Annotated in this window: 16 protein-coding genes and 1 pseudogene; 11 read left to right on the top strand and 6 right to left on the bottom strand. The window is 60.8% G+C overall.

The window, feature by feature from the left end:
• Positions 1 to 126 precede the first annotated feature (126 nt).
• From flgB to flgL, 11 genes are all read left to right on the top strand, one after another.
• Complete coding sequence (gene flgB, locus HNO52_RS12435; RefSeq protein ID WP_197565611.1) at positions 127 to 540, top strand: flagellar basal body rod protein FlgB; 414 nt, start codon at positions 127 to 129, stop codon at positions 538 to 540.
• A 31-nt stretch (positions 541 to 571) separates the two neighbouring features.
• Positions 572 to 979 carry a flagellar basal body rod protein FlgC gene (gene flgC / locus HNO52_RS12430; RefSeq protein ID WP_167110799.1) on the top strand — a complete coding sequence of 136 codons (408 nt, stop codon included), beginning with the start codon at positions 572 to 574 and terminating at the stop codon, positions 977 to 979.
• Positions 980 to 984: 5 nt separating this feature from the next.
• The gene (gene flgD, locus HNO52_RS12425; protein ID WP_197565610.1) at positions 985 to 1,677 is read left to right on the top strand and encodes a flagellar hook assembly protein FlgD; all 693 of its coding nucleotides are present in this window, start codon (positions 985 to 987) and stop codon (positions 1,675 to 1,677) included.
• 82 nt (positions 1,678 to 1,759) lie between these two features.
• The gene (gene flgE, locus HNO52_RS12420; RefSeq protein ID WP_197565609.1) at positions 1,760 to 3,046 is read left to right on the top strand and encodes a flagellar hook protein FlgE; all 1,287 of its coding nucleotides are present in this window, start codon (positions 1,760 to 1,762) and stop codon (positions 3,044 to 3,046) included.
• A 19-nt stretch (positions 3,047 to 3,065) separates the two neighbouring features.
• Positions 3,066 to 3,821 (top strand): flagellar basal body rod protein FlgF, encoded by a 756-nt coding sequence (locus HNO52_RS12415; protein ID WP_197565608.1) that lies wholly within the window; start codon positions 3,066 to 3,068, stop codon positions 3,819 to 3,821.
• 43 nt (positions 3,822 to 3,864) lie between these two features.
• The gene (gene flgG / locus HNO52_RS12410; protein WP_197565607.1) at positions 3,865 to 4,647 is read left to right on the top strand and encodes a flagellar basal-body rod protein FlgG; all 783 of its coding nucleotides are present in this window, start codon (positions 3,865 to 3,867) and stop codon (positions 4,645 to 4,647) included.
• Positions 4,648 to 4,836: 189 nt separating this feature from the next.
• Positions 4,837 to 5,490, top strand: a complete 654-nt coding sequence (locus tag HNO52_RS12405; RefSeq protein ID WP_197565606.1) for a flagellar basal body L-ring protein FlgH — start codon at positions 4,837 to 4,839, stop codon at positions 5,488 to 5,490.
• A 49-nt stretch (positions 5,491 to 5,539) separates the two neighbouring features.
• Entirely contained in the window at positions 5,540 to 6,652 is a 1,113-nt protein-coding gene (locus tag HNO52_RS12400; protein ID WP_197565605.1) for a flagellar basal body P-ring protein FlgI, read from the top strand.
• A complete protein-coding gene (gene flgJ, locus HNO52_RS12395) occupies positions 6,652 to 7,773 on the top strand; it encodes a flagellar assembly peptidoglycan hydrolase FlgJ (protein ID WP_197565604.1) in 1,122 nt (373 codons plus the stop codon). Before HNO52_RS12400 ends, flgJ begins: the two co-directional genes overlap by 1 nt.
• A gap of 61 nt (positions 7,774 to 7,834) precedes the next feature.
• Positions 7,835 to 9,778, top strand: coding sequence for a flagellar hook-associated protein FlgK (flgK, locus tag HNO52_RS12390; RefSeq protein ID WP_197565603.1), 1,944 nt, complete (start codon positions 7,835 to 7,837; stop codon positions 9,776 to 9,778).
• A gap of 20 nt (positions 9,779 to 9,798) precedes the next feature.
• Positions 9,799 to 11,094: a flagellar hook-associated protein FlgL gene (gene flgL / locus HNO52_RS12385; RefSeq protein ID WP_197565602.1), complete on the top strand. Its 1,296-nt coding sequence runs from the start codon at positions 9,799 to 9,801 to the stop codon at positions 11,092 to 11,094.
• Positions 11,095 to 11,180: 86 nt separating this feature from the next.
• On the opposite strand, the gene fliR is transcribed toward flgL, so the two are convergent.
• The 6 genes and pseudogenes from fliR to fliM all read right to left on the bottom strand — a co-directional run bounded on the left by fliR (position 11,181) and on the right by fliM (position 15,097).
• Positions 11,181 to 11,972, bottom strand: coding sequence for a flagellar biosynthetic protein FliR (fliR, locus tag HNO52_RS12380; protein ID WP_197565601.1), 792 nt, complete (start codon positions 11,970 to 11,972; stop codon positions 11,181 to 11,183).
• A 7-nt stretch (positions 11,973 to 11,979) separates the two neighbouring features.
• Positions 11,980 to 12,249 (bottom strand): flagellar biosynthesis protein FliQ, encoded by a 270-nt coding sequence (gene fliQ / locus HNO52_RS12375; protein ID WP_197565600.1) that lies wholly within the window; start codon positions 12,247 to 12,249, stop codon positions 11,980 to 11,982.
• Between the two features lie 42 nt (positions 12,250 to 12,291).
• Positions 12,292 to 13,053 (bottom strand): flagellar type III secretion system pore protein FliP, encoded by a 762-nt coding sequence (gene fliP, locus HNO52_RS12370; protein ID WP_197565599.1) that lies wholly within the window; start codon positions 13,051 to 13,053, stop codon positions 12,292 to 12,294.
• Positions 13,050 to 13,490, bottom strand: coding sequence for a flagellar biosynthetic protein FliO (gene fliO, locus HNO52_RS12365; RefSeq protein ID WP_197565598.1), 441 nt, complete (start codon positions 13,488 to 13,490; stop codon positions 13,050 to 13,052). Before fliO ends, fliP begins: the two co-directional genes overlap by 4 nt.
• Positions 13,487 to 14,058, bottom strand: a pseudogene (gene fliN, locus HNO52_RS12360) (flagellar motor switch protein FliN). The gene fliO and the pseudogene fliN overlap by 4 nt, the downstream one beginning before the upstream one ends.
• Positions 14,051 to 15,097, bottom strand: coding sequence for a flagellar motor switch protein FliM (gene fliM, locus HNO52_RS12355; protein ID WP_197565597.1), 1,047 nt, complete (start codon positions 15,095 to 15,097; stop codon positions 14,051 to 14,053). Before fliM ends, fliN begins: the two are co-directional and overlap by 8 nt.
• Between the last annotated feature and the right edge of the window lie 12 nt (positions 15,098 to 15,109).

Raw genomic sequence — 15,109 nt, 5'->3', positions numbered from 1 at the left:
GAAACAGCGGAAATGAACGAGGAAAACCGGCCTGTTCCTGCCATTGAAATGACAGCGGCGTAGCTATTCTTCAACCTCAAGAAGTTCCGCATGACATCCATTGGGTTTGTACGGGGGAGTGCCGGCATGATCGACCAGCTCGAGGCCGCCTTTAATTATCACCAGCAAGCGCTGGGCCTGCGCCAGCAGCGTCACAAGGTATTGGCGAGCAATATCGCCAATGCCGATACGCCCAATTACAAGGCGCGCGATATCGACTTTGCCAGTGAATTGAAGAAGGCGGTCGATCAAGGGCGCACCACCGGCGGTGGGCTATCGCTGGCGCGCACCTCCGAGGGGCACCTGCCCGGTCGGGCCATGGCGGCGCCCATTCAGGAGCTGCTCTATCGCATTCCCGACCAGCCAAGCCTGGACGGCAATACCGTGGACATGGACCGCGAGCGCACCCAGTTCGCCGACAATACGGTGCGCTACCAGGCGGCGCTGACCATCATGAACAGCCGCATCCAGGGGCTGAAGAACGCCATGCAGCCGGAATAACAGGCCGGAACAAAGGGAGAGAGATCTTACCATGTCGATGTTTTCCGTGTTCGATATCGCCGGCTCGGCCATGAGCGCCCAGTCACAGCGTATGAACGTCACCGCCAGTAACCTGGCCAACGCCGACAGTGTGGCCGGGCCGGACGGCGAGGCTTACCGGGCCAAGCAGGTCATGTTCGAGTCGCGCTTGCAGGGCGGCCACGGTATTGGCGGTGTCGGTGTGCGCGAAGTGGTCGAGGACCCCTCGCCCCTGCGCATGGAGTACCGCCCCGAGCATCCCTTGGCCAACGAAGAAGGCTATGTGTCGATGCCCAACGTCGAGCCGGTACATGAAATGGTCAACATGATCTCGGCATCACGCTCCTATCAGGCCAACGTCGAGGTCATGAACACGAGCAAGCAGATGATGCTCAAGACACTCACGCTGGGCGAGGGTTGATCGCCATGTCCAACACCATCGACGCCAATGTCGTCACGCGCATGAACCAGGGTGGCCCCGCTGCACGCGATGCCAGCCAGTCCGGCGACCTGCGCAACAACTTCATGACTCTGCTGATTGCTCAGATGCAGCATCAGGATCCGCTCAAACCGATGGACAACCATCAGATGACCAGCCAGTTGGCGCAGATCAATACCGTCAGCGGCATCGAGGATCTCAACGAGACCTTGAGTGGCATCACCGACCAGATGAACGCCGGCCAGACCCTGCAGGCTACCGGCCTCATCGGCAAGGGCGTGCTGGTACCCGGCGACCGCGTTTTGCTCGAGCAGGGCGAGGATGGCGAGCCGCATACCACCCCGTTCGGCATCGAGCTGCCTCAGTCGGCCGAGAACGTGAGGGTTGTGATCACCAATGCCAGCGGCCAGGTAATCAACCGCTACGATATCGGGTCGGCCAAGGCGGGAGTTGAGTCATTCACCTGGGATGGTCGTACCAGCGAAGGCGAGGCAGCCGTTTCGGGTTCCTATCGCGTACGCATCGAAGCGACCAATGGCGACAAGACGGTGAGCGGCACCACGCTCAACTACGCCGTGGTCGGCGGAATAACGCCTCCCGACCAGAATGGTGGCGTGAAGCTGGACCTGGGAGCCGTCTATGGCCAGGTCGGCCTCGACCAGGTCAAGCAGATTCTTTGAATTTTCATTCATTGACACAGCATACGCAGCATAAAAGAACCGCGCATAGCGGCACTTTCAGCGGTAGGCAGAGGAACGAAAAATGAGCTTTTCACAAGCACTTAGCGGCCTGAACTCCCAAGCGCAGAAACTCGGGACGATCGGCAATAATATTGCCAACTCCCAGACCGTCGGGTTCAAGGGCTCCAACGTCCAGTTCTCGGATGTATTCGCCAATTCCAAGGTCGGCCTGGGGACGCGGGTGTCGGCCGTGCTGCAGAACTTCAGCGAGGGTAACGTCGAGTCGACCAATCGCAACCTGGACCTGGCGGTAGCCGGTGAAGGCTTCTTCCGCTACGCGGATACCAGCGGCGAAGTGGTCTACTCACGCAACGGCCAGCTCTCCATGACCTCTGAAGGCGACCTGATCAACGCTCAGGGTTTCCAGATCATGGGTTACGGCCTCAATGCCGCGGGCGAGGTGCAGGTAGGTGGCCAGCCTCAAGCGCTGAATGTATCGGCCGAGGAGCTGGCGGCAAGTGCTACGACTCGCGTCGGCACTACGCTCAACCTGGATGCGCGCAAGGTGGCAGGCTCTGATATGAGCACTACCGAAGTCAGAACTGACAATACTGGCACGGCGACGACTAACATTGATTACCACTACTCGAATAACTACACCGTTTACGACTCGCTGGGCAATCCTCGTAACATCACTGTGTACTACGAAAAAGTTGACGAGTTCCCCGCCGGTACACCTGTTCAGAATACCTGGGCTGCCCGTATGACATTGGATGGACAGGCTCTTATGAACGGAGCTGATCCTCGCGCATTTGAGATCAGCTTCGATGCAAATGGGAAGCTACGGAATGCAGGTGACGTAGCTAATGGTGGAATAGCTGGTATCGAGTTTCTTTCTGCTGATTTCTTTAACGGCGAGCCGGACGACCTCTCCTTCGACCTCAATCTGGCCGGTACCACCCAGTTCGGTAACACCTCCACCGTCAGCAGCCTGACCCAGAATGGCTACACCTCCGGTACCCTGGTGGGCATCACCATCGATGAGAACGGCACCATCATGCGTAACTACTCCAACGAGGAGTCGCGTGCTGCCGGTCAGATCGCGCTGGTCAGCTTCCGCAACCCCGAAGGCTTGACGCCTGGCGGCGACAATGTCTGGCGCGCCTCTAACGAATCGGGCCAGGAGCTGGTCGGTGCCCCGGGTACCGGTCTGCTGGGCGGGATCGTTTCTGGGGCGGTCGAGACCTCCAACGTCGACATGGCACGTGAACTGGTCAGTATGATCGTGGCTCAGCGGGCCTACCAGGCTAACTCGCAGACGATCAAGACTCAGGACGAACTCCTGCAAACCGCGATCAACCTGCGCTAAGTCGGACGGAGCCTGAGTCATGGACCGCATTCTCTATACCGCCATGAGCGGGGCCAAGCAGAGCATGGACCAGCAGGCGGTGGTCAGTCACAACCTGTCCAACGTCTCCACCAGCGGCTTTCGCGCCCAGTTGCATGCCATGCGCGCTGTGCCGGTTCAGGGCGACGGCTTGCTGCCGACCCGCGTTTCGGTAGCGGCGACCACCCCGGGCAGCGATTTCAGCCCGGGGCCGATCACCCATACCGGGCGCGAGCTGGACGTGGCGATGGAAGGTGGTGCCTGGCTAGCCGTGCAGGCTGACGACGGTACCGAGGCTTATAGCCGACGTGGCGATCTGCAAGTGGATGGCAATGGCCTGGTCACCGTGGTGGGCCGCCCGGTAATCGGCGACGGTGGCCCCATCATCGTGCCGCTGGGCTCGAGCGTGACTATTGGTGCCGATGGCACCCTCAGCGCCATCGGTGAGGGCCAGGGCCCTGAGGCCTTGGTCGACGTGGGCCGGCTGAAGCTTGTCACGCCGGAGCAGAACCTGCTGCGCGGCGACGACGGCCTGTTCCGCATGCCACCCAATGCAGAGGGCGAGGTCGCTGCGCTGGAAGCCGACGAGGAAGCCCGTGTTGTCAGCGGTTCGTTGGAAGGCAGCAATGTGAGCGCGGTGGAGGCCATGGTCGCCATGATCGATGTGGCCAAACGCTACGAAATGCAGATGAAAGCGATCAGCACCGCCGACGAAAATGCCCAGCGGGCCAACAGTCTGCTCTCTATCCAAGGCTAACGGCTCCATCCAGGGCTGTGGCCCGTAGGGTCAAGGAAAAAATATGATCAAGTCACTGTGGACGGCCAAGACCGGCCTGGAAGCCCAGCAGGTCAAGCTGGATGTCATCTCCAACAACCTGGCCAACGTCAGCACCAACGGCTTCAAGCGCTCGCGGGCGGTGTTCGAGGATTTGCTCTACCAGAACCTGCGTCAGCCCGGTGCGCAGAATGACGTGCAGAACCGCCTGCCTTCGGGCATGCAGGTCGGCACCGGCGTTCGCCCGGTGGCCACCGAACGCTTGCATAGTCAGGGCAGCCTCGAGCAGACCGAGAACTCGCGCGACCTGGCGATCAACGGCAACGGCTTCTTCCAGGTGCTGATGCCGGACGGTAACACCGCCTATACCCGCGACGGCAGCTTTCAGCTCAACGAGAACGGCCAGATGGTGAATGCCAACGGCTATCCGCTCGAGCCGGCCATCATCATTCCCGACAATGCCCTGTCCATCTCCATCGGTGAGGACGGCATCGTCTCGGTGACCCAGCCCGGCGTCAACCAGGCGTTGGAGGTGGGCCAGATCACCATCTCGACTTTCGTCAACGCGACCGGCCTCGAGAGTATCGGTGGCAACCTCTATCGGGAAACCACCTCTTCCGGCCCGCGTAACGAGGCCATGCCGGGCATGAATGGCGCCGGGCGCCTGTTCCAGGGCTACGTGGAAACCTCCAACGTCAACGTGGTGGAGGAGATGGTCAGCATGATCCAGACCCAGCGAGCCTATGAGATCAATAGCCGTGCCGTGCAAACCAGCGATGAGATGCTGGCGCGCCTGAGCCAGCTGTGATTGAAGATCAACGCAACATCTTGGCCTGAAGCGTTTGGCTGGAAGCGAGTAAGCATGAAAGGTACGGGGACTCTCTCAAGTACTAGCTCAAGTACTAATTCAAGGTATAACTCAAGTACTAATTCAAGTGCTAGCTCACGTACTAGCGCAAGTACTTGCTCGGCGAGGATATCGACCGCGCGAGTGGTCATGGCGGTTCTCGCCATCGCGATGCTGGCCCTGGGCGGTTGTGCCCAGGTGCCACGTGCCTCTGTGGTGGGAGAGCAGGAGCAGATCAACATCGTCGAGCCGCCGCCGCGAATGGCCAATGGCTCCATCTACCAGGCGCATCGTGGGGCTCAGCCGCTGTTCGAGGATCGTCGCCCGCGCATGGTCGGCGATATCCTGACCATCGTGCTCGACGAGCAGGTCAGTGCCAGCAAGAACGCCCGCTCCAACATGGATCGCAGTGGCTCGGCCGGTCTCGATCTGGTCGAACTTCCCGATGCCCTGGAGCGTCTGGCCGAATACGGTTTCGACCTCTCCGGCGAGAGTGACTTTGCCGGTGGCGGGGGTTCTCAGGCCAACAACAGCTTTACCGGAACGATCACCGTGTCGGTGCTCGAGGTGATGCACAACGGCAACCTGCGCGTGCGCGGCGAGAAGCAGATCGCCATCAACCAGGGGGTCGAGTTCATTCGCTTCTCCGGTGTGGTCAGCCCGCGCACCATCACCGGCCAGAATACCGTGCCTTCCACGGCCGTGGCCGATGCGCGGATCGAATACGTGGGCAATGGTTATATCAACGAGGCGCAGTACATGGGCTGGATGCAGCGCTTCTTCCTGAACATTTCGCCTTTCTGATGGAAGCGCACGAGGGCGAACAATGAAGCAGATCGGGATGAACCGGAATATGAGGCAGATTACCGTGTTGGCGAGAGTGCTGCTGCTGTTGGCGCTATTGCTGCTGGCGCTGCCGGTACAGGCCGAGCGGATTCGGGAGATTGCCGGCTTCGCCGGCGTACGCGACAACCAACTGGTCGGCTACGGCCTGGTGGTCGGTCTCGACGGTAGCGGCGACCAGACCATGCAGGCTCCCTTCACCGGACAGAGTCTGACCAACATGCTGTCGCAGCTCGGTATCACCGTGCCGCCGGGCACCAACATGCAACTGCGCAACGTAGCCGCGGTGATGGTGACGGCCGATCTACCGCCTTTCTCGCGCCCGGGACAGCGGCTGGACGTCAACGTATCGTCGATCGGCAACGCACGTAGCTTGCGTGGCGGTACGCTGCTGATGACACCGCTCAAGGGCGCCGACGGTGATACCTATGCCATCGCCCAAGGTAACCTGCTGGTTGGCGGGGCCGGGGCGGCGGCGGGAGGCGCTTCGGTACAGGTCAATCAACTGGCCGGCGGCCGCATCGCCGGAGGTGCCATGGTAGAGCGTGAGGTGCCGCTCGATCTGGGGAGTAATGGCGGGCTGCTCGAGTTGGAGTTGAAGCAGGCCGATTTCGGCACTGCGCAGCGCGTGGTCAACGCCATCAACGACGAATTCGGCCGGCCGGTGGCCGCGGCGATGAACGGTCGCGTCATCGCGCTCGACGGGCCGATGAATGCCAATTCACGGGTCAACTTCATGGCTCAGGTGGAGAACATCCAGGTCACGCCCACGGAGGCGTCGGCCAAGGTCGTCTTCAACGCCCGCACGGGCTCGGTCGTCATGAACAGTGCAGTCAAGTTGCATCGTGCGGCGGTTGCCCATGGCAATCTCTCCATCGTGATCGACCCGCGCTTCATGGTCAGCCAGCCGGCACCCTTCAGCGAAGGTGAGACGGTGGTGGTGCCCGATACCGAAATCGAGGTTCAGGAGCAGGACGCTTATCTGCGCGTGGTCGAGGGTGCCGATCTGGTGGATGTGGTCAATGCGCTCAACGCACTGGGTGCCACGCCCACCGACCTGATGGCCATCCTCGAGGCGCTCAAGGCTGCCGGATCGCTGCGCGCCGACCTAGAGATCCTCTGATGAGTATTCAGGACGCCACCGGCCAGTTCGCCCTCGACGTACAGGGGCTCGAGCGGCTCAAGCATACTGCACGTCAGGATAGCGCGGCCGGGCTGCGCGGTGCCGCCCAGCAGTTCGAGGCGCTGTTCCTGCAGATGATGCTCAAGAGCATGCGCGACACCATTCCTTCCGGTGGCCTGCTCGAAGGCCAGCAGGGCGAGTTCTATCAGTCCATGCTCGACCAGCAATGGGCGCAGACCATGGCCGGGCGTGGAGTCGGCTTGGCTGATCATCTCGTCGCTCAACTCGAAGGCCAAATGGGCGGATCGCCTTCCCGCTCCGGCGTCGCCGACCGTGAGCTCGGCGAACTGATCGCCGGTATTCCCCGCGGTACGCCCAGGGTGCTTCAGGATGCCCTGCAGCCGGCGAGCGAAGAGGAAGCGCGTAACGATGAAGACGATACGACAGTACGCCAGGCCGAAGCGGTAACGGCGCCGAACAGTTTCCTCGAAGAGCTCGAGGCGGTGCGTGGCGGCTTCATGTCGGCGCTCGATGCCGAGTTGCCCGCAGCATCTGCTGCGCAGGCAGCGATGTCTCCCCAGGCCAACCTCACGGCTCCTCAGGCGTCTCGTACGAATGCAGCGGCAGGCGAGCACGTGCAGCGCTTCATGGAACGCCTCTCGGCGCCTGCCCAGGCCGCCAGTCGACAGACCGGTGTGCCGGCCGAACTGATCCTGGCCCAGGCGGCACTGGAAACCGGCTGGGGGCGACATGAGATCGCCACTGCCGATGGCGGTAACAGCTACAACCTGTTCGGCATCAAGGCGGGCAGCAACTGGGAGGGGCGTACCGTTGACGTTACCACCCATGAATACATCAATGGCCGGCGCACACGAGTCGTCGATACCTTCCGCGCCTACGGCTCCTTCGAGGAAGCCTTCACCGACTATGCGCGGCTGATCGGCAACAATCCACGTTACGCGGAAGTGACGACTGCCGGGAATGCCGAGCAGGCAGCCAGGGCTTTGCAGGCGGGAGGCTATGCCACCGACCCGGCCTACGCCGACAAGCTGGTCGCGGTAATGAACAGCATGGGTCCAGTGCAGCAACGTGGCGATTCGCTGGTCTTTTTCAGTTATTAAACTTCTAAAGTTTGGCGTCTTCAGGCCGATATAACGGGCATTGGCGAAAGGAAACGATACCATGAGCACCATTTTTTCCGTCGGCCTGAGCGGCCTTAATGCCGCTCAGAACGCGCTGAACACCACCAGCAACAATATCAGCAACGTCTATACCCCCGGCTACAATCGGGAGCTGACGATTCTGGGGCAGAACCGTGCCGATGCCGGCGTACAGGTCAATGACATCCAGCGCCAGTTCAACCAGTATGTGGCTTCGCAGCTCAACGCTGCGACCAGCTCCTCCAGTGCACTGCAGACCTACGAGAACCAGATCAGCCAGATCGACAACCTGCTGGCCGACCGGGACGCCGGCCTGGCGCCGCTGATGCAGAACTTCTTCTCGTCGCTGGAAGACCTCGCCGGTGCACCCTCCGACCCGGCTGCCCGTCAGGGCTTGCTGGGTACCGCCGATACGCTGACTGCTCAGTTCCGTGCCTTCGATGGCTATCTCGAAGACATGCAGAAGGGCATCAACGGCCAGATTGCGGATGAAGTCACCCAGATCAATAACACGACCGAGCAGCTCGCGACCCTCAACCGCGAGATCGCCCTGTCGCGTGCGCGCAGTGGCGAGGCTCCCAACGGACTGCTCAACCAGCGCGACCGACTGATAGCCGAACTCAGCGAGCGCATGGATATTCGCTTGAACATTCAGGATGGCAAGAGCTACAACATCAGTCTGCCCAACGGCCAGCCGCTGGTCGCCGGCACCAACCACTATCGCCTACAGGCAATGGAGTCGCCGAGCGATCCGCAGCGTACCGTGCTGGGCTACAAGGATTCGGGCGGCAAGGATGTGGTATTGCCAGAGGACACCATCAAGGGTGGAACTCTCGGAGGGTTGATGACCTTCCGTGCGGAAACGCTGGACAAGACACAGAATCAGATCGGCCAGTTGGCAGTATCGCTGGTAACAGGCTTCAATCAGCAGCATCGCCTGGGACAGGATCTCGACGGCGAACAGGGTGCCGATTTCTTCTCCATCGGCCAACCGCAGGCCTACTCTCTGCCGCGCAACATCAGCGGGGCAGAAGTCGTCGAGGCGAGCTTCGATGAGGCGAACATCAACAAGCTGCGCGCGACCGACTACTCGATCCGCTTCGATGCGGCGGGCGATCCGCAGGTAACTCGCAAGGACAATGGCCAGGCCGTGCCCGCCGCCGAGGTCAGCTGGGAAAACGAGGTGCTGAGCTTCGGTGGTATCAAGCTCGAGTTCAGTGAACCGCCCGCCAGCGGCGATCGCTACGAAGTCCAGCCGGTGCGCCGCGCTGCGGCGAATTTCGAGTCGCAAATCGGTGATCTGGACAAGATCGCGGCGGGGAGCTTCGTTACCGCCTCAAGCGACATGATATCGGGACAAGTGCGTGCCGAATCGGGTGCGCTCAGTGGGCTCGAGGCCGACGAGCTTTATGCCATTACTCTGGATAGCGCGGGGGAGCTGACCTTTGGCTTGGCAGCAGGACAGGAAATGCCAGCGACCATCCTGGTCGATGGCGAGGAGCGAACCGTTGCCGCTGATGGCACGATTAGCGGTGCTCCTGTGTCAACCGGTGCAACGCTCACCGTTGACGGTGTGAGCTTCGAGGCAATGGTCCCCAGTGCCGCACAGGGTGAGTTTACGCTCGACCTTGGTATCACCGCTTCCGGTACCGGCGACAACCGCAATGCACTTGCCCTGCAGAACCTGCAGAGCGAGGCCCTGGTGGCAGGGCGAGCATCGTTGAGCCAAGCCTATGCCGGCATGGTCAGCGACGTCGGCAACCGTGCCAATATCGTCAAGGTCAACCTCGATGCCCGCCAGGGGCTCACCGACCAGCTCAAGGCGGTGCAGCAGTCCGAATCCGGCGTCAACCTGGACGAAGAAGCAGCCAACCTTATCCGCTACCAGCAGTTTTACTCAGCTAACGCCCGGGTCATCGATACCGCTTCGACGGTCTTCGATACCATCCTCGGCTTGCGTAACTGATTACCCGGGAGACCAGTACGATGCGTATCAGCACCGTGACCATGTTTGACCAGAGCGTCTCGGCCATGAACCGCCAGCAGGGCGACTTCATGAAGGTCGGCCAGCAGATTGCTAGCGGACGCCGGGTGGTCAATCCTTCCGACGACCCGCAGGCGGCTTCTCGTGCGGTGGGCGTTTCCCAAGCCAAGGCCGTGACCGAGCAATATGCCGATGCAAGGGTGTCGGCTCGCAATACCCTTGCCCAGGGGGAAAGCGTGCTCAATAGTGTCAGCGATGCCATCACCAGTGCCAAGACACTGCTTGTGCAGGCGGCGAGCGATACCCTCAGCGATGTCGACCGTCAATCGGTGGCCTCCGAGCTACGTGGCATCTACGAGACCATGGTTGGACAGGCCAACGCTACCGATGGTAACGGGCGCTTCCTGTTCGGGGGGTATCGGGACGACTCGCCACCCTTTGCGCGCACTACGGGCGAAGGTGTTTCGGGTACTCAGTATATCGGTGACGAGAACACCCGAGAGCAGCGTATCGATTCCTCTCGTCTGATGCCGGTTGCAGATAATGGCATGGCAATCTTTAAGAGCGTCCCCTCCGGTGCGGGCTATGTAGCGCGGGCGGAAAAAGAGTCGGCAGGCAATGTCAGCATCGGCACCCAGCCGGGCTATGTGCGCAACGAAGGTTCTGTCGCCTTCACCAGCGGCCCGAATCGTGTCGACCCGGATAATGCGCATTTCGGCAAGCCGTTCGAACTTGAGTTTTCCACCAATGTGGATGGCGATCCGATCTTCTCAGTGAGTGCCATAGAGGCAGACGGTACACGGACGCCCATCATTACCGAGGCGGTTTACGAAACCGGCAAGTCGGTCAGCTTTGGTGGCATCAGTATCACGCTGGAAGGCACACCGGTAGATGGTGACCAGCTTCAACTACGACCGGCGAACCATGCGGATGCCAACCAGGACGTATTCAAAACACTCAAGGACGCCATCGATGTGCTCGAAATGGACCAAGGCGGCCTCGCCGAGAACCGTGCCCATTTCCGCAACACCATCAGCTCCACCATGCGTGAGCTGGATAACAGCCTCGATAACGTACTGACCGTGCGCGCTTCCATGGGGGCGCGGCTCAACGAGCTCGACGTGGTCGATGCCGTGGGTGATAACCGCATGATGAACTACGAGCAGACGCTCTCGGATCTGGTTGATCTGGACTACAACGAGGCCATTGCCGAATACAGCCTGCGCCAGGTGGGGCTCCAGGCAGCACAGAAAGCCTTCGTCGACGTCAAGGGTCTGTCACTGTTCAATTTTTTGTAAATCATTAGTTTTTCGCTTCCCTGCAGACCTTATAGGTATAACCCATGAGGTCTCTTTCGCCGCTCCGGCTTGCCGGGGCGGTTTTTTTATGTGATCGGCGCCAACGCCTCAATTAGAGAATAAAGAAAGTGGATGGCATTGCTGAACAGTCTTTGCAGAAAGCGTGACATATCCGTCATCAGCACCATCAGCAGCACGAGGCCGATGAACAGCGTCATGGGGAAGCCGATATTGAATACCGTCAGCTGTGGGGCCGAGCGGTTGAGAATGCCCATGGCCAGGTTGATGATCAGCAGCGAGCCCACGACTGGTAGCGCCAGCGCCATGCCCGCCACGAAGATGGTACCGCCGTAACGAACCAACATTTCGAAAGCAGCAGGGTTGAAGGAGCCGATGCCGATGGGCAAGCCGTGGAAGCTCGAGACCAATGCTTCCAGCACCATCAGGTGCCCGCCCAGGGCCAGGAATAGCAGTAGGGTAATCATGTAGAAAACACGTGACAGGATCATGGTGTTGGTGCCGCTACCGGCATCGAAAAAGGTAGCGAAGGCCAGGCCCATTTGCAGGCCGATGAACTCACCAGCAGCCTGCACCACGGCGAACGTCACGTGCATCACCAAGCCCATGGCGATGCCGATCAGCATCTGCTCCACCATGATGCCAAACCCTGCCCAGGACATGATCGGCACGTCGGGCATGGGAGGGAGTACCGGCGCGATGACCAGCGTGATCAGCAAGGCCAGCCCGATCTTGGCCTGCCTGGGTACGCTGGAATGACCCCACAGCGGGGCGGCGGCGAAGAAGGCCAGGATTCGCACGAATGGCCATAGCAGGATTACCAGCCAGCCGTGCAGCTGGGCGAAGGTCACCTCGACCATGCGTGCCTCACATCAACATGCTGGGTATGCTGGTGAAGAGGTCGCGAGTGAAGTCGACGATCAACCCGATCAGCCAGGGACCTGCGAGTACCAGCACGGTGAACACGCCGAGAATCTTGGGGATGAAGGAAAGCGTCATCTCGTTGATCTGCGTGGCGGCCTGAAACAGGCTCACGATCAAGCCGGTCAGCAGGGCGGTGATCAGCAGCGGGCCGGCCAGGAACAGCGTGACGCGCATGCCCTGGTAGGCAATGCTCATGACCATTTCCGGTGTCATATCGACTCCTCGCCGAGCATGGCTCGGTCTTGTTACGTCGGCCTAGATGAAGAAGCTTTCCGCCAGCGAGCCGATGATCAGCTGCCAGCCATCCACCAGCACGAACAGCATCAGCTTGAACGGCAGCGAGATTGTCGCCGGCGGAACCATCATCATGCCCAGCGACATCAGCGTACTGGCCACCACCAGATCGATGATCAGGAACGGAATGAAGACGGTGAAGCCGATCTGAAATGCAGTCTTGAGCTCGCTGGTGACGAAGGACGGCACCAGAATGCGTAGCGGCACGTCCTCGGGGCCCTGCATCGGGCCTACCTCTCCCAAGCGCGCAAACAGCGCCAGGTCGGGCTCGCGAGTCTGGGCCAGCATGAACTCACGAAAGGGCTGCTGGGCCAGCTGCAGGAACTCCGGAAACGTGATCTCCTCAGCCGAAAGGGGGACCCAGGCGGTTTCGTAGACCATGCTGATAACCGGGGACATCACGAAGAAGGTCAGGAACAGAGCCATGCCCAACATCACTTGATTGGGTGGCGTTGACTGGGTCCCGATGGCGGTGCGCAACAGACTGAGTACGATGATGATGCGTGTGAAGCTGGTCATCATCAGCAGTGCGGCCGGCAGGAAGGCCAGCGAGCTCAACAGCAGCAGCGTTTGAAGCGTGATCGACCATTGCTGGCCGCCGCCTTCCAGCGGCTGGCTGACGATGCCGGGAATCTGCTGGGCATCGGCACCCAGCGGCAGCAGGGCGAGAACCGGCGCGACAAGCAGAGCGAGCAGATGCAGCGAGCGAGAAGAGACGATCATGAATTTCCCCGTCCACGAGCGCCGCCCAGGCCGGCATTATGCTTGAGCGCGCGCGCGAAGCGGGCGGCAAAGCGCTCGCCCTCGGGCACGGAACCAGAGGAATCGTCGGGCGGGCGAGCCGGTGCTGCAAGCTCATGCAGCTTATTGATCTGGCCGCCGCCGACACCGAGCACCAGCCAGGTCCCTTCGACCTCGACGATAACCACTCGCTCTCGGTTGCCCAGGGCGGCACTGCCGATAACCTGCAGATGGCCGCCGGCTGCGCGTTTTTGCGGGTTCCAGCGGCGCAACAGCGCCGTGCAGACCAGGATGATGGCGATGACCAGCGCCAGGGCGGCGGCAGTCTTGCCGAGGGTGGCCATGCCCACCAGGGCATCGCCACCAACGGCAAAGGACTCGAGCCCGGTGGAAGCTTCGGGAGTGGCGGTGCTGCTCATCGGTTGAGTTTCTGCACCCGCTCGGAGGGGGTGATGATCTCGGTGATGCGAATGCCGTACTTGTCGTCTACGACGACGACTTCGCCCTGGGCGATCAGGTAACCGTTGATCAGAATGTCCATCGGCTCACCGGCCAAGCCATCGAGTTCGACGACGGAGCCTTGGGCCAGTTCCAGCAACTGCTTGATGGTCAACTTGGTGCGGCCCAGCTCCACGGTCAACTTGACCGGGATGTCCATGATCATTTCGAGATCGCGAGCGGTACCGCCTTCCTTGCCCTTGTCGAGCGGGCGGAATACGCGATCACCAGCTGACTGGGGGGCGGAGGCGGGTGTACTGCCACCGCCGAAGTTTCGTCTGCCGCGGCTTCAACCGCTTCCTGCTCGGCTAACGCTTCCGCCCAGGGATCGTCCTCGGCGCTGGGAGCGGACTCGGCCGCTTCCTGCTCGGCCATGGCCTCGGCCCAAGGGTCGTCGTCGGTTGCAGGTTTGTTGTCCTGCTGCTCGGACATGGCGGAGGCCCAGTCGTCGTCGGAAACGTTCTGATCGGGTTTCTTGGGATCAGTCATGCTTGTAGTCCTTGGCTTGAGGCGCTGCGCCCTTGATGAAGGCGTCCTTTGACACCGGATTCTGTGCACCATGGTCGATGATGCGGATGACACGCAGCGCGCGTTGCTCGTTCTGGCTACCGTAATCGCACTCCATCACCGGTACGCCATCGACGCTGGCGGTGACCGTCTCGGGTAGCTCGAGAGGAAGAACGTCGCCCACCTTGAGCGCCATGACATGGGCTATGCGGGTAGGGACATCGGCAAAATTGGCGATCAGTTCTACTTCGGAGCGACGAAGTTCGCCCGCCATGCGCTTGGTCCAGGACCCATCCTGATCGTGATGGCCATCGTTGAGCGGGTTGGCCAGCAGGTCGCGCAGGGGTTCTACCATCAAATACGGAATGCAGATCTGAAAGCTGCTGGAGAGATTGCCGACCTCGATATTGAAGTTCGTATTCACCACGATCTCGTTGGGCGAGTTGGTGATGTTGGCGAACTTCGACTGCATCTCCGAGCGCAAGTAACTGATCTGCAGCGGATAGACCGACTTCCACGACTCTTCGTAGGCATCGATGGCCAACTGCAGCAGACGCTGGATGATGCGCTGCTCGGTATTGGTGAATTCGCGGCCTTCCGATTTGGTCAGGAAGCGTCCGTCGCCACCGAACAGGTTATCCACCACCATGAAGACAAGGTTGGGCGGGAACACGATCAGCGCCGACCCGCGCAGCGGCTTCATGCCGATGATATTGATATTGGTCGGCACCGGCACGTTGCGCGAAAACTCGCTGTAGCTCAGGTAGCGTACCGAGTCGACGGTTATGTCGGCACTACGGCGCAGCAGGTTGAACAGCCCCATGCGGAAATGCCGCGCGAAACGTTCGTTGATGATATCCAGCGCCTGCAGACGCTCGCGAATGACGCGGTGCTGTGTCGCCGGGTCATAAGGGCGTACGCGGGAGTCGCCGTCGCTGCGCGCAACCGGCTCGTCGTCGCCGCTGACGCCCTTGAGCAGGGCGTCGATCTCATCCTGTGACAGCAGATCGTCTTGGGACATGGTGGCCAGGGC

Origin of the sequence: Halomonas sp. MCCC 1A13316, assembly GCF_014931605.1 — a bacterium.
Classification (GTDB): domain Bacteria; phylum Pseudomonadota; class Gammaproteobacteria; order Pseudomonadales; family Halomonadaceae; genus Halomonas.
This window is presented reverse-complemented; position numbering and strand designations above follow the sequence as displayed.